Origin of the sequence: Arthrobacter sp. 2RAF6 (genome assembly GCF_052115205.1) — a bacterium.
In the GTDB taxonomy this organism is placed as follows: Bacteria; Actinomycetota; Actinomycetes; order Actinomycetales; family Micrococcaceae; genus Arthrobacter.
Map to the genome: position 1 here is coordinate 44,850 of NZ_JBFRGF010000009.1, position 24,954 is coordinate 69,803.

The window sequence follows — 24,954 nt, forward strand, 5'->3', positions numbered from 1 at the left end:
GGCTTTTGGGAGTGGAGCTCGTCGCCTTTGGTTTGTCGATTGTTGTATTGCTCACGTAATCCTCGTCACTAAAGTATGAGTGCCGACTCACAGTATCGACAGCTGGACAGGCAGGGGTGTGCCAGTCTGGGACAGCTCGAGGATCGAGCGGGTCAGCGTGACGGCACGGTCCAGCACTTCCGCGAGTTCCACTTGCCCAGCCGTTCGGCCACCCCATCGCTTGACCCCATCCAGAAGGGTAAAAATCACCCGCGTTGTTTCGGTAGTGAGGCTGTAGCCCATCTCCGCTGCCGCGGCGGCAAACATGCCTTCGTGGAAGCCAACCAACGCCCCGACTTCATCCCGGACCTCGTCGCTGAGAAAATGCGTGACGCGATCTGTGGCGATCAGGAGGTCCCATAGCTCAGACTCGGGTTGCAGCAGCTGGTGTGAAAGGTAGAAGCGCACCAGGGCCGCCCAATATTCCTCGGCTGATCCGGCATCCCTGGCTGCGGCGAGCAGCCCGCGGGCGAAGTCGTGAGTGAACGACAGGAGTGACGCGGCGACAATTTCGCCCTTTCCTTGCGGAAAGCTTGAATAAAGACTCGGAGCCTTCATTCCAAGCTCCCGCCCCAAGGTCCTCATCGTTACCGATTCGAGTCCGCCGCTGGTGGCCAGCCGCAAGAATGCAGCCAAGATGCGTTGCTGCGCAGGAGTGTGGGGAGGTCGGTCGCGACTGAACAAGAAGGCGGCGATTGACGCGGTCGCTTGCTCGCGCGGCACCTGAATCATTCCAACGTCACCCCCGTTATCCATCAACACAAGAATAGCTAACGACCGTTCGTAAGTCATCAGTCGGAGCCGCCCGGATGGCAAGCAGCTTCCCCCGGAGGAGCTCAATCGCGTCGGCGGCGGTTTAGGGACTGGCTATGTTCCCGGTGTTGGCCACGGCGACGGGTCGCGTGTGTCGCGGCCTTCTGCCATGTCCTGATGGAGTCGGTGAACGAGCTTTCCGGATCGCCTGAGCGGAACGTTGGTGCGTTCGCCAAGATCGGTCTCACTGAAGGTTGCTGACGCCCGCAGCCATTCGACATGCCGTCCTTGTGCGAGCTTCCTGTTCATCATCGAGATCAACTCTCAAAAATATTCGGTTTGTTCGGTCCCTTCCAGCGTCCGTCCCGTGACGCGAAACCAACCGTGCCAGTTCGGGACACGGTCGCACCGGAATGGGGTTCACCGTGTGCCGATGCTTGTGAAGAAGATGAAAACCCCGGCGGCGGCCACCAAAAAGGCAGCGGCCCCCGGGGAAACCGCGTAGATTCCGTAGAATGTGCCCGGGCTTCGCGGCTGACGTCCGGCCCTGGCGAAGAAGTGGCGGCCCAACAGGCGCAACCCGGCCGCCACCAGGATCAAGAAGAGGCCGACGTACTCCATTAATCCACCCAACGAGCATTGTGCGGGTCCAGTGCCAGAGCCAGGTGTTTGCCGGAGCGCTCCGGGTCGATCTGTGAGACCTGCATGGCGCAGCTGAAGCCGTCGGTGAGGACCAGGGCGTCTGAATCACCCTTCGCCAAGGCGGGTATGACGGAGTGTTTGGCGACCTTCATCGACATGTCGAAATGCTCAGCCTCGAAGCCGAAGTTGCCGGCCACTCCGCAGCATGAGGACGATTCCACAAGGTTCGGGACGCCCCAGGTCTCCAGGATGCGTTTCTGTGCGCCGGAACCGAAGACGGCGTGCTCGTGGCAGTGGGTTTGCAGCACTGCTGTTTCCGGCGGCAGGGTCTTTGGCTTCCATCCGCGTTGCATGGCTTCGTCTACGGCCACCGAGAATGACCGGACCCTTGCCGCGACCCGGGCGGCGGCGGCGCCGCCCACGAGCTTCGGACCCTCGTCCCGGATGGTCGCCGCGCAACTCGGTTCGAGGACGACGATGTCCCGGTCCGTGCCGTCATCGAGCTTGCTGATCAGCCGGGCCAGCCGCCGTCGGGCACCGTCGCGCTGCCCGGTGGAGATCCAGGTGAGGCCGCAGCAAGCGTCCGGTGTACAGCCAACTGAGCTGCCGGATTCGCGGAAGATCCGCGCCGCAGCCGGCACCACCTCGGGTCGGAACGCGCGGGTAAAGCTGTCGATGAACAATAGGATGTCCGCGTTCCCGGTGAATCCGGCTTCCCGGATCCGCTGCCGGATCCTGGCCGACTGCGCGAAGTCCGGAAGCCGCCGTCGCGCGCTGACACCCAACAGCTCCCCCAAAGCCCGGAACAGGCCAATGCGCGTACCGAGGTTGGCAAGCGTGGAGACCCTCGTCAGCAGCGGCAACCAACGCGGCAACCAACCAATCGAATAATGCGTGAACGGCCGCAGGCGGCCACGATAGTGCTCATCCACCAGCTGCGACTTGGCTTCCGCGATGTCCACACCCGTGGGACAGTCGGTTGAACACGCTTTGCAGGACAGGCAAAGATCCAGCGCCTCCCTCACTTCCGGGCTTGACCAGCCGTCATGGCTCGTCCCCTTAGTCCTGGTAAGTTCCTGCAGTACTCTCGCCCGTCCACGCGTCGAATCCTTTTCGTCTTTGGTGGCCCGGTAGCTGGGGCACATGAACCCGCCGGTCGTCGCCCTGCAGCGTCCCACCCCGATGCAAGCGTGGGTATTGCCCATGAAGGGGCTAACCACCGAGAGCAACTCACGGTTTTCGGAGGAAGGTACGACGGCGGCATCCAGGACCGCGCCCACCTCGCCGTGGTCGGAGACAGGTTGAGGTAGGCCTTCCAGGGCGAGCGACGCAGAGAAGGGCGCCGGGTCCACGATGATCCCTGGGTTGAGGATTCCTGCCGGATCCCAGAGATGTTTGAACGCTTTGAAGACGGCCAACATCTCGCGGGAGTACATCACCTCGAGCAATTCGCCCCGCGCCCTGCCGTCACCGTGCTCTCCGGACAGCGACCCGCCATGGGCGACCACGAGCGTGGCCGCTTCATGGGTGAAATCGCTGAATGCCTGCCGGCCGGCGTCACTGCGAAGATCGTAATCCAGCCGCATATGCACGCACCCTGCACCGAAGTGTCCGTACATGAAGGCGGTATAGCCGTACTTCTTCACTAAAGGCAGCAAATCCGCGAGATAGTCGGCCAGCCGCTCCGGAGCGACAGCCGAATCTTCCCAACCTGGCCACGTCTGCACACCATCGATGCGCCTTGACGAGAGTCCTGCACCGTCTTCGCGAACGCGCCACAGCTTTGCGCGTTCCCGGGGTTCGGTAACGATTGCATGGTCCACGATCCGGCCGTCGGCGCGGAGCTTTTCCGCCAGACGTTCGCAGTCGGATGCTGCTTGGTCGATGGTTTCGGCCGAAAACTCGACCATGAGGAAGGCCTGGCCCTTCGGCAGGGAATCAACACTCGCGTCCCCCCTGCGGTGGCGCATGATATCCACAATCGATGCATCCAGGCCTTCGATCGCGCTTGGCTTCGCCGCCAAAATAGTCATCACATCGCGGGCCGACTCGATGGTGTCCTGATATCCAAGGCACAGGAGCGCCGTGGTCCGGGGTTTTGGGACCAGTCCGACTTTGGCCCTTACTATGATGGCGCATGTGCCTTCGCTGCCCGCCAAAGCGCCCGCGATGTCCAGACCGTTTTCCGGCAGCAGATGGCCCAGGTGGTACCCGGAGACCTGACGCGGAATTTTCTGCAGTTCTACCCGCAGCGGAGCCATGTTTGCCCTCGCCAGTTCATTCAAGCCTTCCAGCAACTCACTGGCCCGGACCACGGAGTGGTGATCTGTCACGTCCACCGCCCGAAGGAAGTCCCGTCCGGCATGCAGGTGGGCGCCGTCAGCAGTAATGAGTTCCAACTCCTTTACATGCTGGGTCATCCGCCCGTAGGCCACCGAGTGGTTACCACAGGCATCGTTGCCGATTGAACCGCCGATCGTGGCCCGCGTCATTGAGGAAGGGTCAGGAGCGAAGGTCAACTTCCCGTGCGTGGTTTTCTCAACGTACGAGCGCAACTCGCCCAGGACAACGCCCGCATCCGCCCAGACCGTGGCCTGGTCGGCGTCGAGGCCTTCCACTGAAACCATGCGGCGGGAGAGGTCGATCACCAAGCCCTCACCGATCGCGTTTCCTGCCATGGAGGTGCCGCCGCCCCGTGCGATAGTCGGCACGTTCGAAGCGGAACACGCCCGCACAACCTTCCGAAGGTCGTCGACGCTTCCTGGGAAAGCGACGGCGGCAGGCCGGACGCGGTAATTCGAAGCATCGTAGGAGTACTCGGAGAGCCTTCGGGAAGAGTCGTCCACCTCGATGCCCTGCTCGCGCAAACTCACAAGAAGCTGCCTCAGGGTTGTGTCCCGGTCGTCACCATGCGGCATATTTGCGTTCTCCAATCGACGTGGTGGAAATCTAGGCAGGCTGGCACCCTGCTGGAGTGTGCCAAAACCGAACGGGCACAGCGGGTGGATCCCCTGCGCCCGTTCATGTGGGAACTGCTTATCTCAAGCTTTGTTCGTGAGCGTGATCGCCGGCGGCAGGGGTCAGCTCCTCACCATGAGGCTGTAACCGTCAGCCCTGTGAAAGAGGCGACGTTCACCTACTGAAACGACCCAGACGATTTCTCCGTCGGGAGTCTTGTCGTCCACATAACCATCGTGCGGAGGCCAGCCTGCTCTTTGCAGTCGAACGGGGTCTCCCACTGCTGCTTTTTCCCAAAAAGCGACCGGTTGGGGCATTTTCGCGTTCAGTTCTCCACTGGCATTATGCGTTGCACTCATGGGGCGATTACGGGAGTGTTGCAGCAGCCCGGGACGCCACTTTTGGAGCTGTCGCCCCCAGCTTTTTGAGATCCACCGCGTCATTGAGAGGCTGCCCCGTTTTCCACCGCTCAAGGTTCCGGGCGAAGCAGTCCACAACTCGGCCGCGCCAACCGATCAGGTCTCCTGAGGCGTGGGGGGACACCAGGATGTTCTTGCGGCTCCACAGGGGGTTACCAGGTGTAAGCGGCTCATGCTCAAAGACATCCAGGGCTGCCGCGCCCAGGTGACCTGCGTCAATGGCTTGGAGGAGGTCCTGCTCCACCACCACCGCGCCACGCCCGACATTTACGAGGCGGGAGCCCGGTCGCATTTTGTCGAACCGTGCAGCATTGAACAGGCCACGGGTCTCCTCGGTGAGCGGTACGGTCAGCACCACGTCCTGGGCCTCACCGAGGAGTACGTCGAGATCGTCGAAGGACGCGATGGCGCCGAGCTGGGCATCATCACGGGCGGATCTTCCAACGACGGTGACGTCCATGCCGGCTGCGCGCAGCAGGAGGATTGTCTCGCGGCCCACGGGCCCAGGACCGACCACCAAGACTTTCCTGCCCAGGAGCGGCTCGGTTTCGCGGTGCTGCCACGTGCGGGCCTGCTGCAACTCAATGGTGCGGCGAAGGTCCTTGGTGAACATCAGCAAAACTCCCAGAACCCACTCCGCGATGGGCCGTTCGCACACTCCACGGGAATTGCTCACCACAATGTCGCTATTGACGATCTCATCGGTCATCAGGCTGTCTACTCCGATGCTGGAGGTGTGGATCCAGCGCAATTCCCCTGGACCCACTTCGCGCAGAAGCTTGGTGCGGAAGTCATTAAGGAACAGGATTTCGGTTCCGGGCAGTGCGGCCCGGAAATCGTCTGCCGTCCGGACCACCACGACCTCGGCCTCAGCGTCCAGCCGCTCAACAGGCGGGACAGGACGGCCCTCCTGGACGATGGTGATCACTTTGGGTCGAGACATCTTTCTCTCCTTTCAGTCCGTCCTTCTCAGACGGCGGCGCATCTGTAGTTGTGAGCCCTGCTCTTACCAGCCGCCTTGCCAGCCGCTCATCAGGCCGTAAGGCAGCCGTTGGGGCTCTTCGTCCGGCAGGCCCTTCAGGAAATCGAAGTCACAGCCTTCGTGCGCCTGATTGACGTGGTCGATGAACAGCCGGCCGTATCCACGCCGGTACTTCGGCTCGGGGAGCTTGAGTTCGGCCAGTCGGTTCTCGATTTCTTCCGCTGGCAGGTCCAGGTCGAGGCGCTGGTTCTCGACATCGAGAACGATCGGGTCCCCGTCCCGAACGATCGCGAGCGGACCGCCGACGGCTGCTTCGGGGGAAACATGCAGGACGGTTGTACCGAAGGCCGTTCCGCTCATGCGAGCGTCTGAGATCCGTACCATGTCCCGGACTCCTTTGCGAAGGAGCTTCTCCGGAATGGGAAGCATGCCCCACTCCGGCATGCCGGGCGCTCCGACCGGACCGCTGTTGCGGAGCACAAGTACGGAGTCCTCTGTAACGTCGAGCTCCGGGTCATCGATCCTGCGTCCGAGGTCATAGATGTCCTCGAAAACGATCGCGGACCCCTTGTGCTGCAAAAGATCTTTGGAGGCTGCGCTGCGCTTGATAACGGCGCCGTTGGGGGCCAGGGAACCGCGAACGACGGCGATGCCACCGGAGGCGTCAAAGGGCTCGTCAAGACTACTGACTACGACGCCGTCAGGCTCAGGGGCGTCCATATAACCCTTTTCGAGGGTCTCGCCGCTGACCGTGATGACATCTTTGTTCAGCAGCGGGGCAAGCGCTTTGAGCACCGTGGGAATTCCCCCGGCTTCGAAGAGCTGTTTCACCAGGTACTCGCCGGAAGGGCGCACGTTGACGATACGCGGAGTCCGCTCCGAGATCTCGTGGAACCGGTCCAGCTCCAGCTCGTATCCCACGCGCCGTGCAAGGGCCAGGAGGTGGACCACCGCGTTGGTCGAGCCACCCACTGCCATCAGGAGCGTGATCGCATTGTCGAAGGCTTCTTTGGTCAGTACTTCGCTGGGCTTTGGACCCTGCGACAAAGCCATCTCCACTGCGCGGCGACCTGTAGCTTCTGCCGCGGCGCCACGACGCGAATCGACAGCGGGAATGGAGGCGGTGCCGGGTAGGCACATGCCGAGGGCTTCAACGAGGGAGGTCATGGTGGACGCGGTGCCCATCTCGCTGCAGTGACCTGCCGACGGTTTCGCGGCAGATTCCAGTTCATCAAAATCTGATTGCTTGATTTTCCCGGCCCGCAGCTCGTCGGCGAATTTCCAGGTGTCCGTTCCGACGCCGAGTTGCTTGCCCCTGAAGTGTGCCGGCTCCTGGGGTCCGCCGGTCAGCATGATCGTCGGAATGTCGGCACTGGCCGCGCCCATGAGCTGGGCGGGAACCGTCTTGTCACAGCCTCCCAGCAACACGATGGCATCCAGCGGGTAGGCACGAATGGATTCCTCGACGTCCATGGCCATCAGGTTCCGGAACTGCATGGCGGAAGGCTTCATGAGGCTCTCGCCCAGGGAGATGGTCGGGAACTCCAAAGGCAAACCGCCAGCCATCAGGACGCCCCGCTTGACAGCATCGGCCAGCAGCTTGAAATGGATGTTGCAATTGACGAGCTCTGACCAGGAGTTCGCTATGCCGATAACCGGCTTGTCCTTGAGGGCGAAGCGCGAGAAGCCTTCTGCCTGGATGGCCGTACGGTGCACGAATCCCGTGAGGTCCTGCGGCGCGAACCATCGCGCGCTGCGGAGGTCGTTGTAGTTCGACTCTGGCATGTCTTTCGAAGCTCCTTGGCTTGTTCTATATCTTCGGGTTTTGGTGAGGCGGTTACGCGGCGGAAGTGCCGCCGTCGAAGGCCATGCTGGTTCCGGTTGCGAAGGTGCCGTCGACGGCAAGGAAGTAAATGGCCGCGGCCACCTCATCCGGGTCCGCGAGCCGGCCCAGTGGCACAGTGCTCTTTTTCTGCTGCAGGGCAAGGACCGGGTCCGGTTCCGATTCAAGGCCCGTCCTCAACATGGGCGTATCAATAGGCCCCGGGCAGATGACGTTGACGCGGACATCCGGGGCCAGCTCCAGAGCCAACGCCTTGGTGAGTCCCACGACGCCGGCCTTCGCTGCGCAATAGTGGGCCAATCCGGGGACTCCCATAATTGCGAGGTCCGAGGCGACATTGACCATCGCTCCTCCACCGGCACCGCGCATGTGGAGGCCGGCTTCCCGGGAAACGTAGAAAGTGCCGGAAAGGTTGGTCTCCAGAACCTCATGCCACCGGTGTTCATCCAAGTCTTCAAGGGCTGCATAGCCGGCAACCCCCGCGGCGTTGACCGCCACGTCGAGTCCGCCAAGCGAATGGATTGCTCCGCGGACCCCGTTCCTGGCCGATTCAGCGTTTGCGACATCGGTCGCCACAACGTGCACGCCCGCGCCGATCTCCCGCGCAACTCGCTGCAGTTCATCTGACCGCCGGCCCAGCAGTGCGACACGGGCGCCCCGTCGGGCAAAAAGTTTGGCGGTCGCTTCCCCGACACCGGATGTGGCACCGGTGACGAGAACCCTCAACGGTTCCGTTCTCGCTTGTTCGCTGCGGCTCATCATCGTCGACAGGACCCCTCATGGTTGGCGTGGTCTAGGTTGTGTTCCACTAAACCAGCGCCCCGGTCCCGCCCGATGTCTCACATTGAGACACAGGGGATGCCTCTGTGCCTCATATGCTGATCGACAGATGGTGCCCCTTGCCGCGGCACCATTTCCAAGAAACCATTGCTAGACGGAGGAGTTCCCTTGAAAGACCAGAACCGCATCGGCGTAGGCCTGATTTCGGTAGGGTGGATGGGGCGGTTGCATTCACGTGCCTACCTGGCCACCAAGCAGTTTTTCCCAGAACTGCCCCGTCACCCCGAGTTGGTGATTGCGGCCGACCCTGACGACGCCGGACGACATCACGCCGAAGACGCGCTTGGCTATGCCGAGACTGCCACTGACTACCGCAAGGTCCTGGAGAACCCTGATGTGGACGTGGTCTCCATCTGTTCCCCGAACTTCCTGCACCATGAGATCGCTTTAGCAACGATCGAGGCGGGCAAGCACTTCTGGATCGAGAAGCCCATGGGCCGTAGCGCACGGGAATCCCGGGAGATCGCCCAGGGTGCCGAGGCCGCGGGCCTCATCACCTCGGTGGGCTTCAACTACCGTCACGCTCCAGCAATCGCCGAGGCACGCCGCCTCATACGCTCGGGCGCCATTGGCCGGATCACGAATGTCCAGATCCGTTTGCTGACGAGCTACGCTTCTGACCCGAACCAGGTATTCACGTGGCGCTACGAGCAGGCCCGTGCAGGCTCCGGCGTCCTCGGTGACATCTTGAGCCACGGGTTTGACCTTGCCCAATTCCTGGTCGGCCGCATCGCCTCGATCAACGCCGTCACGGAGACCTTCATCAAGGAACGCCCCCTCCCGGCAGGTACTTCCTCGAACTCCTTCAACACCGGTGAGGCCTCGGATGTCACCCGTGAAGTGGAGAACGAAGATTACACCGCCATGCTCGCCCGCTTCGAGGACGGCGCTATCGGCATGTTCGAGACGACCCGCGTGGCCATCGGCCCGCATGCCGAGTACATCGTGGAGGTCTACGGCACCGAAGGATCCGTCCGCTGGAACTTCGAACGCATGAACCAGCTGGAAGTCGCCACGGACCGCAGCGGCTACCGCACCATCATGACCCCGCCGTCCTTCGGCGAGTTCGGCCGCTTCCAGCCCAACGCAGGTCCGGGTATCGGCTTCAACGACCTCAAGACGATCGAAGCAGCACTGTTCCTGCGGTCCGTCGCCGAAGGCAAGCAGCTGGGCCCATCGGTCGCCGATGGCTGGTCAGCATCCGAGCTGGTTGACGCATCATTGCGCAGCGCCGCGTCCGGCGCCTGGATTGAGGTTCCCGAGGTCTCTGGCACCACCACGTACCAGGCATAGCCCCGCCAACAAGAAATAAGAGGCCGGATCGAAATTGAACTGCTCCCCGAAGGTTGGACTGAGAAATCAGTTCTAACTCTCGGGGAGCAGTTTATGCGCGTCAGCAGTTCGTTATCGGAGGAACAGCGCGAGGGCGCGATCGCCTTGTTTGAGCTCGCCTTGGCGCAGGAGTTCCAACTGTCGTCACCGACGCTCATCAAGAAGTGGGCCGGTCAGTACCGCAGCGAAGGCGAAGAGGCCCTGCGCCCGAAACCCAAGGGCCGCCCAAAAGCACCTACCGAGACCCCGGCACGGCCGGAGTCGGAACCGCAACGGTTGCGCAATGAGAACGAGCGACTCCGGGCAGAAGTAGCCTTCCTGGGAAAAGTTCAGGCCTTGAGGGACGGGGAACGGCGCTAAAGGTCCGCGCCGTCATCGCCCTCAAGGCTGAGCACCGCCTGGATCTACTCCTGGACGTGGCCGGATTGGCTCGTTCAACGTTTTGCTACCACCAGGGCCGCCTACAGGCTCCTGACACACTGGAGACACTCAAGTCCGAGATCACGGACATCTTCAAGAAGAACCACGCCCCGTACGGGCACCGGTGCATCCACACGGAGCTGGCCAAGCAGGGGTGGTCGGTTGCCAAGAAGACCGTGTTGAAGCTGATGCGTGCCCTCGGGCTGGTCTGCAAGGTCCGCCGGAAGAAGCGCTATAGCTCCTATCAAGGTGCGCAGGACAGTATTGCCGCGAACGTGCTGAACCGAAAGTTCGACGCCACGGCCCCGAACGAAAAGTGGGTGACCGACGTGACCGAGTTCAGCGTCGGAGACCGGCCAGCGGCACCCTCACCGCACTCACCGACGAGACCGCCACCCTCCGCGCCGCACTCGACACCCTCGCCAGGAGCGTGCGGCGTCAGGAAGAACAACTCCGGAAACCAACCACCCGAAAAAGCTGAATCCTTAACCGGCCAATCCCCGGCATACAGGGCTATTAGCCGGATAATGCTCCGACAACGCGGTGATGGAGAACTTTTTTCGGACACCTCAAGGAAGAGCTCTTCCACCACGTCCGGTTCCTCACCGTCGACGCACTGAAAACAGCACTGCACGAGCACATCCACTGGTTCAACACCGAACGGATCCCGGCAAAGCTCAAGGGCCTGAGCCCGGTGCAATACCGTGCCCAGGCCCTAGCGGCTTAGGATCTTATTTGGCCAGCCCAACTTCCGGGGACCAGTTCAAAATGATCCGGCCTCTCGTTTTCTGCGGTTCTGTGGTTACTTATTTCGCGAAACGGAACAGCTTCTTGTTGGCGAACTCCAGCATGCCCACCTTGCCCAGTTCCCGCCCGTAGCCGGATTTCTTGACGCCGCCGAACGGAACGTCAGCGCCGCTAAGGTCGTAGGCACCCACGAAGACCATGCCGACGTCGAGCTGGTTGCCGACCCGTTCGGCGCGCTTGAGGTCCTCGCAGATCACGACAGAGCCAAGTCCGTACGGGGAGGAGTTTGCGAGCTTGATGGCTTCCTCGTCGCTGCCGACCTTGTACAGTTGCGCCACCGGACCGAAAAGCTCCTCGCTGTAGACATCCATTGAGGGTGTGATGTTGGTGATTACCGTTGGCGTGAAGACGTTTCCCTGGGGCTGGTTGTTGCCGACCAGGATTTCGGCGCCCTGATCGAGGGCGCCCTGCACCTGCTGGGTCAGGAACTTAGTGGCAGCGTCCGAGGAGAGCGGCCCAAAGTCCCCGTTTTCGTAGGATTGTCCGGCAATCGCGGCCTTGAACTTCTCGGAGAATTCGTCGAAGTACTTGTCCATGACGACGATTCTCTTGGAACCGTTGCAGGACTGTCCGGTGTTGCCCATGCGGCCCATGATGGCCTTCTTCACGGCGAGGTCGATGTCATTGGTGTCGAGCACCAGGAATACGTCAGCACCGCCGAGCTCCAGGACGCATTTCTTCAATGCGCGCCCGGCCTGCTCAGCAACAATCGCACCAACCTGTTCCGAGCCCGTCAGCGATACACCCTGCACACGGTCGTCGGCGATGATGTCCGAGATCTGCTTGTGCGTGGCGAAAAGGTTGACGTACGCGCCTTCGGGGAACCCTGCGTCGCGGAAGAGTTCCGCCAGGGCCAGTGCCGACTCGGGGCACTGGCTGGCGTGACGCACAATGACGGTGTTGCCCAGGATGATGTTGGGGATCGCGAAACGAGCCACCTGGTAGTAAGGGTAGTTCCACGGCATGATGCCGAGGATCACTCCGAGGCCCTGGTACCGGAAAAAGCTCCGCAGGCCGTCTGCAACTTCGAGTTCCTCATCGGCAAGCCACTCTTCGGCGTTCTCGGCGAAGGCGGTGGCGATGCTGGCTGAAAACTCGGCTTCCCCGACCGCCTGGTGCAGCGGCTTGCCCATTTCCCGGTTGATGATGGCTGCGAGCTTGTCCTTGCGCTCAACGAACAAGTCAGCCAGGCGTTTTGCCAAGGCTGCGCGCTCCGCGACGGTGGTGGTGCGTGACCACTCCTGGTACGTCTTCTGGGCAGCGCTGAGACCTGCTTCGATCTCTGCATCTGTGGCCGCAGGGTACTCTGCGTGGGTGGTACCTGTGGCCGGGTCAATAACAGCGAATGCGCCCATGGTGAATGCTCCTTTTCGAGGGATGTTGGATCCAAACAGGGCCGGACGGGACCGCCCCTCAAAGACGATCCCGCCCGGTAACGCCTAGCTGGCGTCGGGTACGGTGGTAGCCGCGTAGTAGCGCTGGCGGGCACGGCCTTCGAGGTGCTTAGCAGTACCTTCCTGGCTACCCGGGCGCTGGGACGTCATCGGAACTCCAACATCCCAGAAGGAGCCGTTGCCGGACAGGTACCGCCACGGTTCCACATGGGCGACGATGACTGCGGGACCTTCGACCTCGCGTGCTTCGGTCAGCGCCGCAGTGAACTCCTCGACCGTCGTCGTGGACCAGGCGGCGCAACCCATGCTCGCGGCATTGGCAGCGATATCGAACTCAAGAACCGCCCCGTCGAGACGGCCGGACTCCGTGCCGCGTGCCTTGTACTGGGTACCGAATTCACGGCCCGGGCCGCCCTTGGCAACCTGGAGCGGCCAGATGCATTGGTGTCCGCGGTTGTCGATCACGATGGTAATGATCTTTTTTCGTTCCTGAACCGCCGTTACCAGTTCAGTGGGCTGCATCAGGTAGGTGCCGTCACCGATCAGCACGAACACGTCACCCGGCGCGTCGGGACGGGCCAAGCGGTAGCCGAGGCCTGCCGGGATCTCGTGGCCCATGCAGGAGTTGGCGTATTCGAAGTGGATATCGGTGCCGTTGGACGGATCCCACGCCTTGTGGATGCCTTCCACGGTGCCGCCGGAACCCAGAACCAGTGCGTCCTGGCTGTTCGTTTCCTTGTTGAGTATCTCGATGACCTGCGCCTGGCTCATGTTTTCGCCGGGGAAGGCCTGGAGGTCATGCTTGCGTACTTCGGCGGTAGCCTTCCGGGCATCGGCGATGTCGTTGCGGAAGTCCCCGGACGTGCTGTAGCCATCCGCCGCGAGACGCTCACGCAGTGCAGCCAGGTTCAGCTTCGCGTCACCGATCACCGGGAATGAGCCCATCTTGTGCGCGTCAAAGGACCCGACGTTGAGGTGCACGAACTTGACGTCCGGGTTCTGGAACAGTGAGTGCGAGGCTGTGACGAAGTCCTGCAGTCGCGAGCCCACGGTGATCACGCAATCAGCGCCGCCGGCGATTTCGTTGGAGCCAACGGTTCCTGTGACACCCAGGCCGCCCAGGTTCAATTCACTGATCGGGCCGCTGCCTTTGCCGGAAAACGTTTCCGAGACAGGGATGCCGAATTCGGCACTGAAGCGCGCCAGTTCCTCCTGCGCCTTGGAGTAGCGGACTCCGCCGCCGGCGATCAGCAGGGGACGCTTGGCATTGCGGATGATTTCAGCCGCGTCACGGATCTCGTCCTCCACTGCCGGACGACGACGGATGTGCCAAACACGCGGGGTGAAGAACGACTCCGGGAAGTCGAACTCCGCGCCCTGGATGTCCTGCGGGAGGCAGACCACCACTGCGCCGGTTTCCACGGGGTCGGTGAGGACACGCATGGCTTCGGGGAGAGTGGAGAGCAGCTGAGCCGGGTGGGTGATGCGGTCGAAGTAGCGGCTCACCGGGCGGAAGCAGTCATTGGCGGAGACATCGCGTTCGACCGGGTGTTCGATTTGCTGCAGAACCGGGTCACCGAAGCGATTGTTGATGATGTCTGCCGGGAACAGGAGGACCGGGAGGCGGTTGGTGGTGGCCGTTGCCGCGCCGGAAATCATGTTGGTGGATCCCGGGCCGGCGGAGGCCGTGCAGGCGAGGGTGGCTGCACGGTTGGAAGCCTTCGCGAAGCCGATGGCTGCGTGGACCATCGATTGTTCGTTCTTGCCTTGGTAGTGGGGGAAGTCCACGCCGTATTCGTCGATACCTTGGGCCAGTCCAACGGAGTTTCCGTGGCCGAAGATGCCGTACATGCCGGCAACCAAGCGCCTCTTCTGGCCGTCCAGTTCGCTGTACTGGACCTGGAGGTATTCAACGATTGCTTGTGCGACTGTGCGGCGACGGACGGCTTTGATGTCGACGTCGGTGCCGATATCAGCAGCGGCTGTGCTAGTCATGCGTTCTCCTAAATTCGTAGGTGCGTCGGCATTTGCAAACCGATTCGCCCGAACATCAGGTTTTCACCGTGGAGGACCAATATTGTGTCCCAGTTTGATACGCAGCCCACGGGCCCGGCACAAGAAAACAGCAGCCGACGGCGGCACATGAGTACCGCCGTCGGCTGCTGTTTTTGCTGGCCGTCAGTCGAATCGGTAAGGTTCCTGCGGGCCTACTGAAGGCAGCGGCCGGGGCCGCTCGCAGGTGCTCTCGATCTCGATATGGCGTCCTTGCTCGGAGGATGCTTCAAAGGCGAGGAGGACCTCCAGCACGTGGTAGGCGAAATCGCCGCCCGTGCGGGGCTCCAGCCCCTTGCGGATGGCGTACCCGAATTCGGCCAGGCCGATGCCTCGGTACGCGTCGTCGCGGTGGGTGATGGGCGTTTCCCGCCAGTCACCACCGCCAGGAGGGGTCATGTCCAACGAGAGATCACGGGGCTCACCGCGCCGAAGCACCGGCGCGCCGGAGAAATGGTCCGGGTTGGGCGCTGCGAGGGAGCCGCCCGTACCGTAAATCTCCAAGTGCGGCAGGTTGTGGTTCCAAATGTCCCAGCTGACGATCACCGTGGCCGCGGCACCGGACTCGAAATCGATGGTGCCCGTAACGTGGGTGGGGGTCTGGATGTGGATCACTTCCCCTTCTTTGCCGGGGCGGGGACGCGTCTCCGAAGAGCGGGGCGCCGTAGCGGAAACCCGCTTGACCGGACCGAAGAAGTTCACCAGGTTGGTGATGAGGTAAGGCCCGATGTCCAGCATGGGCCCGGCGCCGGGGCTGTAGAACGGGTCCACATTGGGGTGCCAGTGCTCGTAACCCCGGCACGCAAAGGATGCAAAGGCTGCTACCGGCTTGCCGATCCACCCATCGTCAATGAGTTTGCGGCTGGTCTGCATGCCCGACCCCAGGAAGGTGGTGGGCGCGGAACCTACCTTAACGCCGGCTTCCCGCGCCGCATCGAGGATTTCCCTGGCTTCCTCCAGCGAGGTGGCAAAAGGCTTCTCGGAGAGGACGTGTTTGCCGGCGGCGATGGCCTTGAGCGTCACCGGCGCGTGGAGCTTGGGCGGGGTGAGGTTGAGGACCAGCTCCACGTCCTTGTCGGCCAGCAGTTCATCCGGTGTGAGGGCTTTGGGAATCGAGTACTCTGCCGCCCTCGCTTTCACGGCATCCGCGTTCACGTCCGCCAGCGCCACGATCACTACGTCCGGGTGGACGCTGATCTTGTCCAGGTATTGGTTCAGAACGTTTCCGACGCCAATGATCCCGACTCGAATGGGTTCCATGTCTATCTCCGTTGTTGATCGTTGGAACATTCCGGGGCGAGGAATATACCCCTCCCCGGAAATAATTGCCATGACTGTGTTCTAGCTGGCCAGACGCTCCTGGCGGTTCTTGAAGGTGGCCTCTTCGTCCAGCACTCCGTTGGTGAAGACCACGCCGTAGTCCGTGAGTGCGGCGTCGGGGCTGACCCGGGACTCGCGGACGTCGTCCAAGACCGCAAGAAGGTCCCTCTCGAGAGGGTCCCCGTATCCTCCACCGCCTGGAGTGATGGACACGACTTTCTCCCCCGACTGCAGGTCGTAGCGGCCCACCACAGGAATTTCTCGGCGTTCTCCGGTCCGCAGGTCCTCGACCCAAGTGGCAGGGGCTTTGCCGTCGTGCCCGCCGCGGACACCCTTGGGTGGGTTGAGGCTGCCTTCAATGCCGTAGGTGAGGGTGACGCTTTCCCCTCGGGGTTCCATGGTGACGCGTGTGGCGAGTCCACCGCGCTGCCGGCCTGCTCCGCCGGAGTCGGCGACGAGAGTGCGTTCGTGGATCAGGATCGGGTAGCGCTGTTCATCCACCTCGGCACTGTCGTGGTAGAGCAGGGAGCCGCAGACAGGACGCTGGTAGGTCGGCCACCCGTCAACGTAGGGGGTTGCCGGGCCACCGACACCGCCCACCAGGATCTGGTTCACGTAGGGGTTGCCGTTGCGTTCGTCGATGCCGGAGATGACGGATTTCGCCGGTGCCTGGCCGGCCGCGCCTTCGGCCGTCCCATAACCGTCGTCGATCTGTGAGAAGGCAGCCTGCACGATGTTCACGACGCGGTCGGCGAGGTTGGTCGTTCCGGACGAGCAGGAATAGGGGTGCTTGGGTACACCGACGGCGCAACCGTCACGCAGCAAGACGTCGACGCGTCGGAAGGTTCCCGCGTTGCTTGGCAAGTTCTCCGGGATGCCCGAGAGGATACCCGCCAAAGCGGCGCCAGTGGCCGTTGCCTTCGTGAGGTTCAGGCCGTTGGGCAGGTTGTCCGGGTTGTCCCGCAGGTCGATGACGATTTTGCCCTGCTTGGGCTTCACTTCGAGGGTCGCCTGCAAGTGCACGCCGTCGGGGCCGGTGCCGGGGAAAGGATCGTGTGTTGATGTGCCGTGCAGGACGTACTCGGGGAGTTTTTCGATGGCGCTTGCTGTGAGGCGTTCCGAGTAGTCGAACCAGGCGTCAACGAAGTCCACCAGGTCTTCGACTCCGAACTTTTCGGCGAGTTCGTGGATGCGGCGCTCAGCGATGCGGGAAGCACCGACGGAGGCGAGGTAGTCGCCGTACCACTGGTCCGGGACACGGATGCGGGAGCGGCACATGCGGATGATGTCGTCGATGTCGGTGTAGTCGCGCTGGATCCGCACGCAGGGGAAGATCAGGGCGCCTTCTTCGTACACGTCCCGGGCGGTGGCGAAGAACGTGGTGGGCAGGGAGTTGCCGCAGTCTGCCTGGTGGGCCTTAGTCACGGCGGTGAAAAGGTGGCGTCCTTGGATGAAGATCGGCACCAGGATGACGTGGTCCGCGGCATGGGAGTTGCCCATGTAGGGGTCGTTGTGGAGGAAGGCGTCGCCTTCACTGATGTCGTCGTGCAGTTCCACCATGTCTTCGCCGAGCGGGCCGGCGCCGAAGACGTGCACGGGGACACCTTCTGCCGCTGCGAGTAATTGGTTGTCTGCCGTCAGGACGGCGCAGGAGAAGTCCCGGGCTGTGTTGATGACGGACGAGCGTGCCGAGCGGAGCAGGCCGCTGGTCATTTCACGGACGATGCCGTCGAATGCATTGGCAAGTACCGAGAGTTTTACGGGATCGAATTCGCGCGCCACGGTTATGCCTCCTTACGCGTGAGGTAGATGTTGGATCGTTCGTCGAGCGTGGCGTTCCATTCCGGCGGCACGACGATGGTGGTGGTGGGCTGGTCGATGACGGCCGGCCCAAGGATCTTGTCGCGCGGGGCGAGCGTGACTCCGCGGTACCGCTGGGTGCTGAAGCTCTCGCCACCGAAGACGATGGCGTCGGTTCGGTGGACCTCGGTGGTCCGTGTGCGTTCGTTTTCGGACTTGGTGTGCTCGGGCCGCGGGATTTCCACCCGGACGCCCCAGGTGATGATCTCCACCCGGCTGTCCGGATCGTGGGTGCCGTTCCGTCGGTCGTGTTCTTCGTGGAAAGCCCGTTCAATGATTCCGGCGGCATCGCCGGAGGTGTCGGGTGCGGCATCCAGGTAAACCTTCAGGTCCCAGGCCTGGCCCGGGTAGCGGGCGTCGACGAAATAGGTGATGTTGGGTGCATCTCCTACGCCATCGAACCGCTTCACGAAGAGTTCTGCCTTGGCGGTGAGCTCCTCGACAGCGCGGGAGGCTGAACCGGCGTCGAAACTGCGGGTGTCGTTGTGCAGCGGCGAGAGGAACTCGGTGGCGATGGGTGCGCGGTGGGCGCCGTAGGCGGCCAGGACACCTGCGGTGGCCGGGATGAGGATCGTGTCGGCTTCAAGGAGGACACCGATCGCGGCGGCGACCATGGCGCCTGCGCCGCCGCCGGCAACAATGAGCGCACCGCGAGGGTCGACGCCATGCTCGAGTGCGGCCTGTCGGATGGCCGTGGCCATGTGGTTCGCGGAGACGTCCAGGATGGCTTGTGCTGCCTGCAGAGTGTCCATCTTCAGCGGCCCGGCGATGCGGGTGTCGATAGCCTGGACAGCGGCCTTGCGGTCCAGGGTGAACCCGCCTTCGAAGCCCTCTGTATCGAGATACCCGAGTGCCACGCAGGCATCGGTGACGGTGGGCTCTTCGCCGCCGCGTCCGTAGGCGGCCGGCCCGGGGGTGCTGCGCGCACTCTGCGGACCGACGCGGAGCAGGCCGCCGCCGTCGATCCATGCGATGCTGCCGCCGCCGGCGCCGATGCTGGACACCGCCACGGAGGACAGTCCGGTGAGGTGCCCAACGAATGGCTCGCCCAGCCATGCTTCACGGGTGTGGCGGACAACGCCTTCTTCAACGAGCGACACGTCAAAGGTAGTCCCGCCCATATCGCATACAACGACCGTGTCGCGGTCCGGGGCGGCCGCCGCGCCGACCAGCGGCGCCATGGACGGGCCGGAGTTCAGCAGCAGCACGGGACGGTCCAGGACGTCTGCGACGTCGAGAACGGCACCTTCGGAGGTGACCACCAGGAGGTCGCCGGCGAAGCCATACTCCTGAAGGTCAGAGCGGAGCTTGCCCAGGTGGTCTGCCATCAGCGGCTTCAGGGAAGCGTCGATTGAGGCCGCGGAGGAGCGGCGGTATTCGCGGATGGTGGGGTTGGCTTCGTTGGAGAGTGTGTAGGGAATGCCGGGGAGGATTTCCTTGATGAGTTCGGCAACCCGCTTCTCGTGGGCGTCGTTGATGATCGACCAGAGGAAAGAGACGGCGACGGCTTCGATCCCGTGTTCCTTGAAGGAGCCGAGGACTTCCCGGACCTGTTCTTCGTCCAGCGGCACCAGGATGTCGCCTTCGGCAGAGATGCGTTCGGTGATCTCGAAGGTCAGCTGGCGGGGGATGTAGGGCGGCGGGTAGGCGGCCTTGGAGTCGAAGGCGTCCCGGCGTCCGCCTTCGCGCAGCAGCAAGGTGTCGGCGAAGCCGTCCGTGGTCAGCAGTGCGGTTCTGGCGACCTTGCCGGTGAGGACGGCGTTGGTGGCGTGGGTGGTGCCGTAGACAATGACATCGGCGTTGCGCAGTACCTCGTCGCCGCTCCAGCCGACGGACTCGGCCGCACGGCGGACAGAGGCTTCGAAGCCGGTGAATACGCGGTCGTACGTGGTCAGTGCTTTGCCGACCGCCATGTCGCCGCTGTTGGAACCGACCACGACGTCGGTGAACGTACCGCCGGTGTCGACGGCGATGCGGTACCTGGCCTCACCTGGTTGTGTTTGAACTTCACTCATAGGTCTTCATTACTTTCGTAGAGCTTGCAGGGAATTAGAGCTGAGGTTTGCCGACCCGGTTACGGAGCGCCCCGACCTTTTCGATCTCGATCTCCACCGTGTCTCCAGGTAGAAGCCAGACAGGCGGGTTCCGCTTGGCACCGATGCCCTGTGGGGTACCTGTGGCAATGACGTCGCCCGGCTCGAGTGTGAGGAAACTTGAGAGGTAGGAGACGATCCGGGCGATGGGGAAGATCTGGTACCGGGTGTTGGAACGCTGAACTTCAATGCCGTTCACGCGCGTGACCAGTTCCAGGGCTTGCGGATCACCCACTTCATCCAAGGTGACCAGGGCAGGACCCCAGGGGGTTGAGCCGTCGACGGCTTTGCCGGCCAGCCACTGGGTGCCGCGGTATTGGAGGTCCCGCGCAGTGACGTCGTTCAGTGGGGCGAGCGCGGCCACGTAGTCCAGCGCTTCCTCCTCTGTTACCTCGCTGGCCCGACGTCCGATAACGACTGCCAGCTCACCTTCGAAATCAAGGTTTTCGCTGACCTTGGCGCCCCCGATCTCGTCTTCGGGGCCAACCATGGTGGAGGCGAACTTCGCGAAGACGTCGGGGTACTCGGGTAAAGCCCGTCCGGTTTCGGCTACGTGGTCCTTGTAGTTCAGCCCGATGCAAAGCACCTTGGAGGGATCCGACACCGGTGTGGTGAGGCGCACGCCGTCCCGTGAACCCACGCGGGCAACAGGGTCTTGGCTGACCAGAGTCCCGATTTCGGCCGAAATTTCCTCAAGCCGGTCACCGTACAGTTCCAGGAACTCACGAACGGAGATTGTGGCGCCTTGAACAGCGTGGCTGGAACCCTGCAGGAGCAGTTCTAGGTCGTAGACAGCATCGTCAACCAGGACTCCGCCGCGAACTCCGGATTCGTGTTCGTAGGAAACGATCTTCATGCCTATTTGCCGCCTTCCGTTGCCGGAGCGTGTTCTGCGACTGCCAACACAGCATCCGCTAGGCGGTCGGCGATGTCGCAGACGACCTTCTCGTCCATCGGCGTGGACAGGGACAGCAGGTTGGCAGGGGAACCGAGAAGTCCCCGTTCGTAGGAGGCCCACCACAGCTGGTGCTGGGTTTGCTCGTCCACTTTCTCGGCTCCGGCAGGAACGGCGCGCAGCAGCGATCCACGTCCGCGGATCTCCCAGCCAGCATCGGCGATCCTAGCGTTCACGGTGTCCCGCGCGGAATCGCCCAAGTGGTTGAGTCGCTTGACTTCCTCCTGCGTGTACAAGCGCAACGACACCGCCCCGGCGGCCATGCTGACCGGGTTGCCGGAGAAAGTGCCGCCGTGTGGCAGGCTGCCCGGACGGGTCGGGTCCACTTCGGCCATGAGTTCGGCTTTGCCGCAGACGGCGCCAACGGGGAATCCGCCGCCGATGAGCTTGCCGGCGGTCAGCAAGTCGGCCGCAACGCCGTATTCTCCGCTGAACCCGTTGAACCCGAGGCGCAGGCTGATGACCTCGTCGATGATCAGGACAATGCCGTGCCGGGTCGCGAGTTCCCGGGCGGTCCGGACGAACTCGTCGGAGATCGTGAGCAGGCCGGCGCGGTTGGGCAGCAGGTCGAGGATGATGGCGGCGTACTGGTCGGGGGCGGCTTCCACCGTCTGGCGGAGGACCTCGACCTCGTTCAGCGGTACTGCTGAGACGTCGTCGATAACACCTTGGGTCACGCCGCGCTGGTAGGAGGGCCCGCCAGGGACCAGGGCCACTTCGGACGTTCCGTGGTAGCCGCCCTTGGTGACGATGACGCGTTCGCGTCCGGTGCTTGCCCGCGCGATACGGATCGCGGACATGACGGCTTCGGTGCCCGAATTCGTGAAACGGACCTGGTCAAGGTCGGGCAGGCGGGACAGCAGGAGATCAGCGAGTTCCCACTCGTAGAGGTTCGGAATGCCCCAGCTGGATCCCGTGGTGAGGGCCTTCGTTGCGGCCTCCACGATTTCCGGGTGGGCGTTGCCGTGGATCAGGGACGTGAAGTTGTTGTTCGCGTCGATTAGCTCGCGGCCGCGGTCATCCCACACGAGGTAGCCTTCACCCTTGATGGCGTAAGGGCTCGGAGCTCCGGTGTAATAGGTTGAGCGCCCGTAGCCACCAGGGAGCAGCGGGAAGCCGCGTGGCCCGCGGCGCAGGTGGGGATCTTCCGCGGGGTTAATGCCCGCGACGTTTTCCAGATGATTGGTTATTCCCAATTTCGAGTTCTCCAGTCTATTCAGTTCACAAGGTCGATCAGTGGCTGGCCGGTCAATGCAAGTCGGACCCGTTCGACGGCGCCGTCCTGGAGCGCGCCCGTGGACCGGTTGGAGCGCCAGGCAATGTGCGGAGTGAGGATCGTATTGGGGGCGGAACGAAGCGGGTGTTCCGGGCTCAGTGGCTCTTCGGCGAAGGTGTCGATGCCGGCGCCGGCGATGTGTCCGGAGGTTAGTGCCGACGCGAGAGCGGCTTCATCGATCAGGCCACCCCTGGAGACGTTGACGACGACCGAGCCCTTCCGCATCCGTGCCAAGACGTCCTCGGAGATGAGGTTGGCAGTGTCCTGGTTCAGCGGCAGGTGCAGCGAGACGACGTCGGAGTTTTCCAAGATGTCTTCCATCCCGGTCAGATCGACGAAGCTCTCGGTGACGAAGGGGTCGTAGGCGCGGACGCGGGCGCCGACAGCCGAGTACATCCGGGCCACGTGCTGGCCGATGCGTCCCATGCCCAGCACGCCGACTTCCAGCTCGGAGAGAACCGGTGTGTCGTAGCCGATGGTTCCGGCCCATCCCAGGTCGCGGATCGAAGCGTTGCCTGCCGGCAGGCGACGGGCCAGAGCCACGCCCATGGCAAAGGCGTGGGAGGCAACTTCCTCCGATGCCGTTCCCGGGACGATTGACACCGGGATGCCGGCTTCCGTGGCCGCGGCAACGTCGATGTTGTCATAGCCGATTCCGTACCTGATGACCGCGCGGCATTTGGACATCACCGGGAAGTCCGAGGCGGTGAGTTTGGCGTAGGGGGTGATCATCACAATGTCGGCTTCGGGAAGCGCTTTACGGAAGGCATCGGTGTCTGCCGCGGGGTTGAGTGTGTAACCGAACTCCTCCGCGAGGGCGTGCTCGCGGTTCAGGTTCGGGAAATGGTGAGGGGCCACCAATATGGTTCCCTGGGCATCGCGGGTCATAGTCTGTCGTCCTCTTCGTCTCGTACCCTCATTCGCTGCCGAACACTCCATGGGACGGGTGCCGGTGTCGGGTGTTTCAAGTACAACCCGATATCCAGGACTCCATCCGTGCCAGATCGAGACACCGGGTGGGACACTGTGCCACGGGCGGCACTCGCCCCGGGCAGGTATCGAACACGGAGGAGCCGGCCATCAAGTAGATGGCCGGCTCTTTCAGTCCATGGGAGCTATTCCCGGTGCTCCGGGTCAGAGATCGAAGCCCCGGCTGCGGAAATAGTCCATCCGCCGGTACAAAGTGGAGCGCCCTATCTGGAGGTTCTCTGCCGCCAGGCTGCGGTTTCCCTCCGCTTCCTGCAAAGCCGTCCGCAGCTCGCTGAGCTCTGCATCCTCCAGCCGCGAAAGCCTGCCCTTCGTCAGGACGCGGTGGAATCCCTGCGGCAAATCGTCCACTGTGACTTCGGCGCCTTCTGCTCTTTCCACCGCGTTACACACGACGGCCCGGAGCTGGTCAATGTTCCTTGGCCAGTCAGCGTGGGTAAGCGTCGTGATGAGCCTCCGTGACAGCCTGCGCTCCCCCAGTTCCGCTGCGATGGCATTGGCGAGTTGGGGGATGTCTTCCCTTCGGTTGCGCAAGGGTGCGACCGAGATCTCAAGGACGTCGAACGCTTCTGAGAGCAGCAGTGTGGCGTCGGTAGGGCGGGTGATGGTGAAGATCAGTTTGGTGGCCGAGTTGCCCCGCAGGTTGTGGGCGATTTCGCTGGCTTCGTGCTGGGAAATCTCGTCGGCGTGTTCGACAATTAACGTCGCCGGCAGTTTTGTTGCCACCTGGTGCAGCACATCCATGAATTGCGGGGCCCGGAGGGCGCCGCTTCGTGCATCAACCACCATTTGGCCTCCCCGCAATGATGCGATGGCACTGGCCAGACGAAGTTTTCCACTGCCCGACTCACCGATCATCACCACGGACCTCTCCTGGTCCACAGCCTTCCGGGCCAGGTTCAGGGTACGCTTGAATTCCGTGCTTGTGCCCTCCACGTGCTTCATCAAGCGCTCAGCGGTCCCTTGCGGGAGCGATTCGAGCCTTGAGGCGATACTTGCCGCAGCTTCAGCATGCTCCTTGGCGGGGGCATGGGGCCGCACCACAACAATTGCCCCAATGTTCGCGGCAGACAAGGTCACCGGCGAAATTTCCAAGGTGGACAGCCCCGGACCCTGCAGCATGACTTCACAGGTCATATCGCGGCCCGAGGACATCACTGCCTTGGCATAACCGGAGACGATCGAAAAATCGCTGTCCACCAGCATGGCCAAGGCCGAGGCATTCTGGAGCGAGTTCTTCCCGTCAACTGCGATCACTGCCCGGTTGCCCCTTCGCCGCGAGATTCTCAAGTACTCGCTCAGAAGAGCCCGTTCCCTGGAGGAAGTCCGCACCTCGATGTCTCGCTCGATCCGCGAGGCAACGCCCTCAAGCATCAGCAGCGTAGATGACGGCTCTAGGGCAGGGACGCGGTTGGCCGGGAGCGTCAGACCGATGACAGCCCGCACGCGGTTATGGAACGGGTCCCGCACAAGAGAGGCAAAACACCAGTTGCCCCGCATGTCCTCACGGAAGTGCTCCTCAGGCGCCAGCCAAACACCGCGTCCCTCCTCCAGCGCCAGGCCCTCTCCGTTGCTGCCGCAGCTCTCCTCCAGCAGCGAGTATCCGGCAGGGAAACCGTCGTCCCGGAGGAAACTAGCTTTGACAAGCACCCCGTTTGGCGCTGTCAGGCTGATATAGCCGCCCAAGTCAGCAGCCACCTCATCCAGCTTCTGTAGGTGCGGACCGGCTGCTGCCATGGTGTGTTCATCAATGCGGCCTTCACCAAAGAAGCCGCGGTCCGCGACCCCATCGACACCGGCAGCGCGGCTCCGGTACCAGGAACGGGCAACGATCGGCCGGATGCCGCTGAGGTCCGCATTTGGTTGCCTCAGGAAAAGTTCGCGTACTCGGTCGATCTGCTGCAACGCCGCATGCGGCCAAGGGGATAATACTTCGGCAGTAGCCATCTCAAGATCTTTCTGAGGAATCCGATACGAGCCAG

At 62.8% G+C, this 24,954-nt stretch carries 18 protein-coding genes and 1 pseudogene; 4 read left to right on the top strand and 15 right to left on the bottom strand.

Annotation, left to right across the window (positions count from 1 at the left end):
* Positions 1–87: 87 nt before the first annotated feature.
* From AB4Z38_RS09030 to AB4Z38_RS09055, 6 genes are all read right to left on the bottom strand, one after another.
* Positions 88–675: a TetR/AcrR family transcriptional regulator gene (locus AB4Z38_RS09030; RefSeq protein ID WP_441429392.1), complete on the bottom strand. Its 588-nt coding sequence runs from the start codon at positions 673–675 to the stop codon at positions 88–90.
* Positions 676–1,212: 537 nt separating this feature from the next.
* Positions 1,213–1,413 (bottom strand): hypothetical protein, encoded by a 201-nt coding sequence (locus AB4Z38_RS09035; protein WP_441429393.1) that lies wholly within the window; start codon positions 1,411–1,413, stop codon positions 1,213–1,215.
* Complete coding sequence (locus tag AB4Z38_RS09040; protein WP_441429394.1) at positions 1,413–4,307, bottom strand: FAD-binding and (Fe-S)-binding domain-containing protein; 2,895 nt, start codon at positions 4,305–4,307, stop codon at positions 1,413–1,415. Before AB4Z38_RS09040 ends, AB4Z38_RS09035 begins: the two co-directional genes overlap by 1 nt.
* A gap of 451 nt (positions 4,308–4,758) precedes the next feature.
* A complete protein-coding gene (locus AB4Z38_RS09045) occupies positions 4,759–5,754 on the bottom strand; it encodes a D-2-hydroxyacid dehydrogenase (protein WP_441429395.1) in 996 nt (331 codons plus the stop codon).
* Between the two features lie 63 nt (positions 5,755–5,817).
* Positions 5,818–7,578 carry an IlvD/Edd family dehydratase gene (locus tag AB4Z38_RS09050; RefSeq protein WP_441429396.1) on the bottom strand — a complete coding sequence of 587 codons (1,761 nt, stop codon included), beginning with the start codon at positions 7,576–7,578 and terminating at the stop codon, positions 5,818–5,820.
* Between the two features lie 52 nt (positions 7,579–7,630).
* Complete coding sequence (locus AB4Z38_RS09055; RefSeq protein WP_441429397.1) at positions 7,631–8,398, bottom strand: SDR family NAD(P)-dependent oxidoreductase; 768 nt, start codon at positions 8,396–8,398, stop codon at positions 7,631–7,633.
* A 186-nt stretch (positions 8,399–8,584) separates the two neighbouring features.
* Between AB4Z38_RS09055 and AB4Z38_RS09060 the strand changes: the two genes are divergently transcribed.
* From AB4Z38_RS09060 to AB4Z38_RS09075, 4 genes and pseudogenes are all read left to right on the top strand, one after another.
* Positions 8,585–9,769, top strand: a complete 1,185-nt coding sequence (locus AB4Z38_RS09060) for a Gfo/Idh/MocA family protein (protein ID WP_441429398.1) — start codon at positions 8,585–8,587, stop codon at positions 9,767–9,769.
* A 93-nt stretch (positions 9,770–9,862) separates the two neighbouring features.
* Complete coding sequence (locus AB4Z38_RS09065; RefSeq protein WP_441429399.1) at positions 9,863–10,168, top strand: helix-turn-helix domain-containing protein; 306 nt, start codon at positions 9,863–9,865, stop codon at positions 10,166–10,168.
* A 56-nt stretch (positions 10,169–10,224) separates the two neighbouring features.
* Complete coding sequence (locus AB4Z38_RS09070) at positions 10,225–10,848, top strand: IS3 family transposase (RefSeq protein ID WP_441429400.1); 624 nt, start codon at positions 10,225–10,227, stop codon at positions 10,846–10,848.
* A pseudogene (locus AB4Z38_RS09075) lies at positions 10,794–10,955 on the top strand (IS3 family transposase); the annotation flags it as partial. The gene AB4Z38_RS09070 and the pseudogene AB4Z38_RS09075, both read left to right, overlap by 55 nt.
* Before the next feature lie 79 nt (positions 10,956–11,034).
* Here the strand turns inward: AB4Z38_RS09075 and AB4Z38_RS09080 are convergent.
* From AB4Z38_RS09080 to AB4Z38_RS09120, 9 genes are all read right to left on the bottom strand, one after another.
* Entirely contained in the window at positions 11,035–12,390 is a 1,356-nt protein-coding gene (locus AB4Z38_RS09080) for an NAD-dependent succinate-semialdehyde dehydrogenase (RefSeq protein WP_441429401.1), read from the bottom strand.
* A gap of 84 nt (positions 12,391–12,474) precedes the next feature.
* Positions 12,475–14,424, bottom strand: coding sequence for a 3D-(3,5/4)-trihydroxycyclohexane-1,2-dione acylhydrolase (decyclizing) (gene iolD, locus AB4Z38_RS09085; RefSeq protein ID WP_441429402.1), 1,950 nt, complete (start codon positions 14,422–14,424; stop codon positions 12,475–12,477).
* A 183-nt stretch (positions 14,425–14,607) separates the two neighbouring features.
* A complete protein-coding gene (locus AB4Z38_RS09090; protein ID WP_441429403.1) occupies positions 14,608–15,741 on the bottom strand; it encodes a Gfo/Idh/MocA family protein in 1,134 nt (377 codons plus the stop codon).
* A gap of 81 nt (positions 15,742–15,822) precedes the next feature.
* Positions 15,823–17,583 (bottom strand): hydantoinase B/oxoprolinase family protein, encoded by a 1,761-nt coding sequence (locus tag AB4Z38_RS09095; protein ID WP_441429404.1) that lies wholly within the window; start codon positions 17,581–17,583, stop codon positions 15,823–15,825.
* Positions 17,584–17,585: 2 nt separating this feature from the next.
* Complete coding sequence (locus AB4Z38_RS09100; RefSeq protein ID WP_441429405.1) at positions 17,586–19,676, bottom strand: hydantoinase/oxoprolinase family protein; 2,091 nt, start codon at positions 19,674–19,676, stop codon at positions 17,586–17,588.
* A 34-nt stretch (positions 19,677–19,710) separates the two neighbouring features.
* Complete coding sequence (locus AB4Z38_RS09105; RefSeq protein WP_441429406.1) at positions 19,711–20,610, bottom strand: fumarylacetoacetate hydrolase family protein; 900 nt, start codon at positions 20,608–20,610, stop codon at positions 19,711–19,713.
* Positions 20,611–20,612: 2 nt separating this feature from the next.
* Positions 20,613–21,905, bottom strand: coding sequence for an aspartate aminotransferase family protein (locus AB4Z38_RS09110; RefSeq protein ID WP_441429407.1), 1,293 nt, complete (start codon positions 21,903–21,905; stop codon positions 20,613–20,615).
* A 20-nt stretch (positions 21,906–21,925) separates the two neighbouring features.
* Positions 21,926–22,873, bottom strand: coding sequence for a C-terminal binding protein (locus tag AB4Z38_RS09115; RefSeq protein ID WP_441429408.1), 948 nt, complete (start codon positions 22,871–22,873; stop codon positions 21,926–21,928).
* Positions 22,874–23,119: 246 nt separating this feature from the next.
* Positions 23,120–24,919, bottom strand: a complete 1,800-nt coding sequence (locus AB4Z38_RS09120) for a sigma-54-dependent Fis family transcriptional regulator (protein ID WP_441429409.1) — start codon at positions 24,917–24,919, stop codon at positions 23,120–23,122.
* Between the last annotated feature and the right edge of the window lie 35 nt (positions 24,920–24,954).

Bases quoted from the DNA above. Each gene is read 5' to 3' on its own strand.
- AB4Z38_RS09045 (WP_441429395.1), bottom strand. From the start codon at position 5,754: ATGTCTCGACCCAAAGTGATCACCATCGTCCAGGAGGGCCGTCCTGTC.
- AB4Z38_RS09100 (WP_441429405.1), bottom strand. From the start codon at position 19,676: ATGAGTGAAGTTCAAACACAACCAGGTGAGGCCAGGTACCGCATCGCC.
- AB4Z38_RS09115 (WP_441429408.1), bottom strand. From the start codon at position 22,873: ATGACCCGCGATGCCCAGGGAACCATATTGGTGGCCCCTCACCATTTC.
- AB4Z38_RS09080 (WP_441429401.1), bottom strand. From the start codon at position 12,390: ATGGGCGCATTCGCTGTTATTGACCCGGCCACAGGTACCACCCACGCA.
- AB4Z38_RS09050 (WP_441429396.1), bottom strand. From the start codon at position 7,578: ATGCCAGAGTCGAACTACAACGACCTCCGCAGCGCGCGATGGTTCGCG.
- AB4Z38_RS09090 (WP_441429403.1), bottom strand. From the start codon at position 15,741: ATGGAACCCATTCGAGTCGGGATCATTGGCGTCGGAAACGTTCTGAAC.
- AB4Z38_RS09035 (WP_441429393.1), bottom strand. From the start codon at position 1,413: ATGGAGTACGTCGGCCTCTTCTTGATCCTGGTGGCGGCCGGGTTGCGC.
- AB4Z38_RS09105 (WP_441429406.1), bottom strand. From the start codon at position 20,610: ATGAAGATCGTTTCCTACGAACACGAATCCGGAGTTCGCGGCGGAGTC.
- iolD (WP_441429402.1), bottom strand. From the start codon at position 14,424: ATGACTAGCACAGCCGCTGCTGATATCGGCACCGACGTCGACATCAAA.
- AB4Z38_RS09055 (WP_441429397.1), bottom strand. From the start codon at position 8,398: ATGATGAGCCGCAGCGAACAAGCGAGAACGGAACCGTTGAGGGTTCTC.
- AB4Z38_RS09065 (WP_441429399.1), top strand. From the start codon at position 9,863: ATGCGCGTCAGCAGTTCGTTATCGGAGGAACAGCGCGAGGGCGCGATC.
- AB4Z38_RS09120 (WP_441429409.1), bottom strand. From the start codon at position 24,919: ATGGCTACTGCCGAAGTATTATCCCCTTGGCCGCATGCGGCGTTGCAG.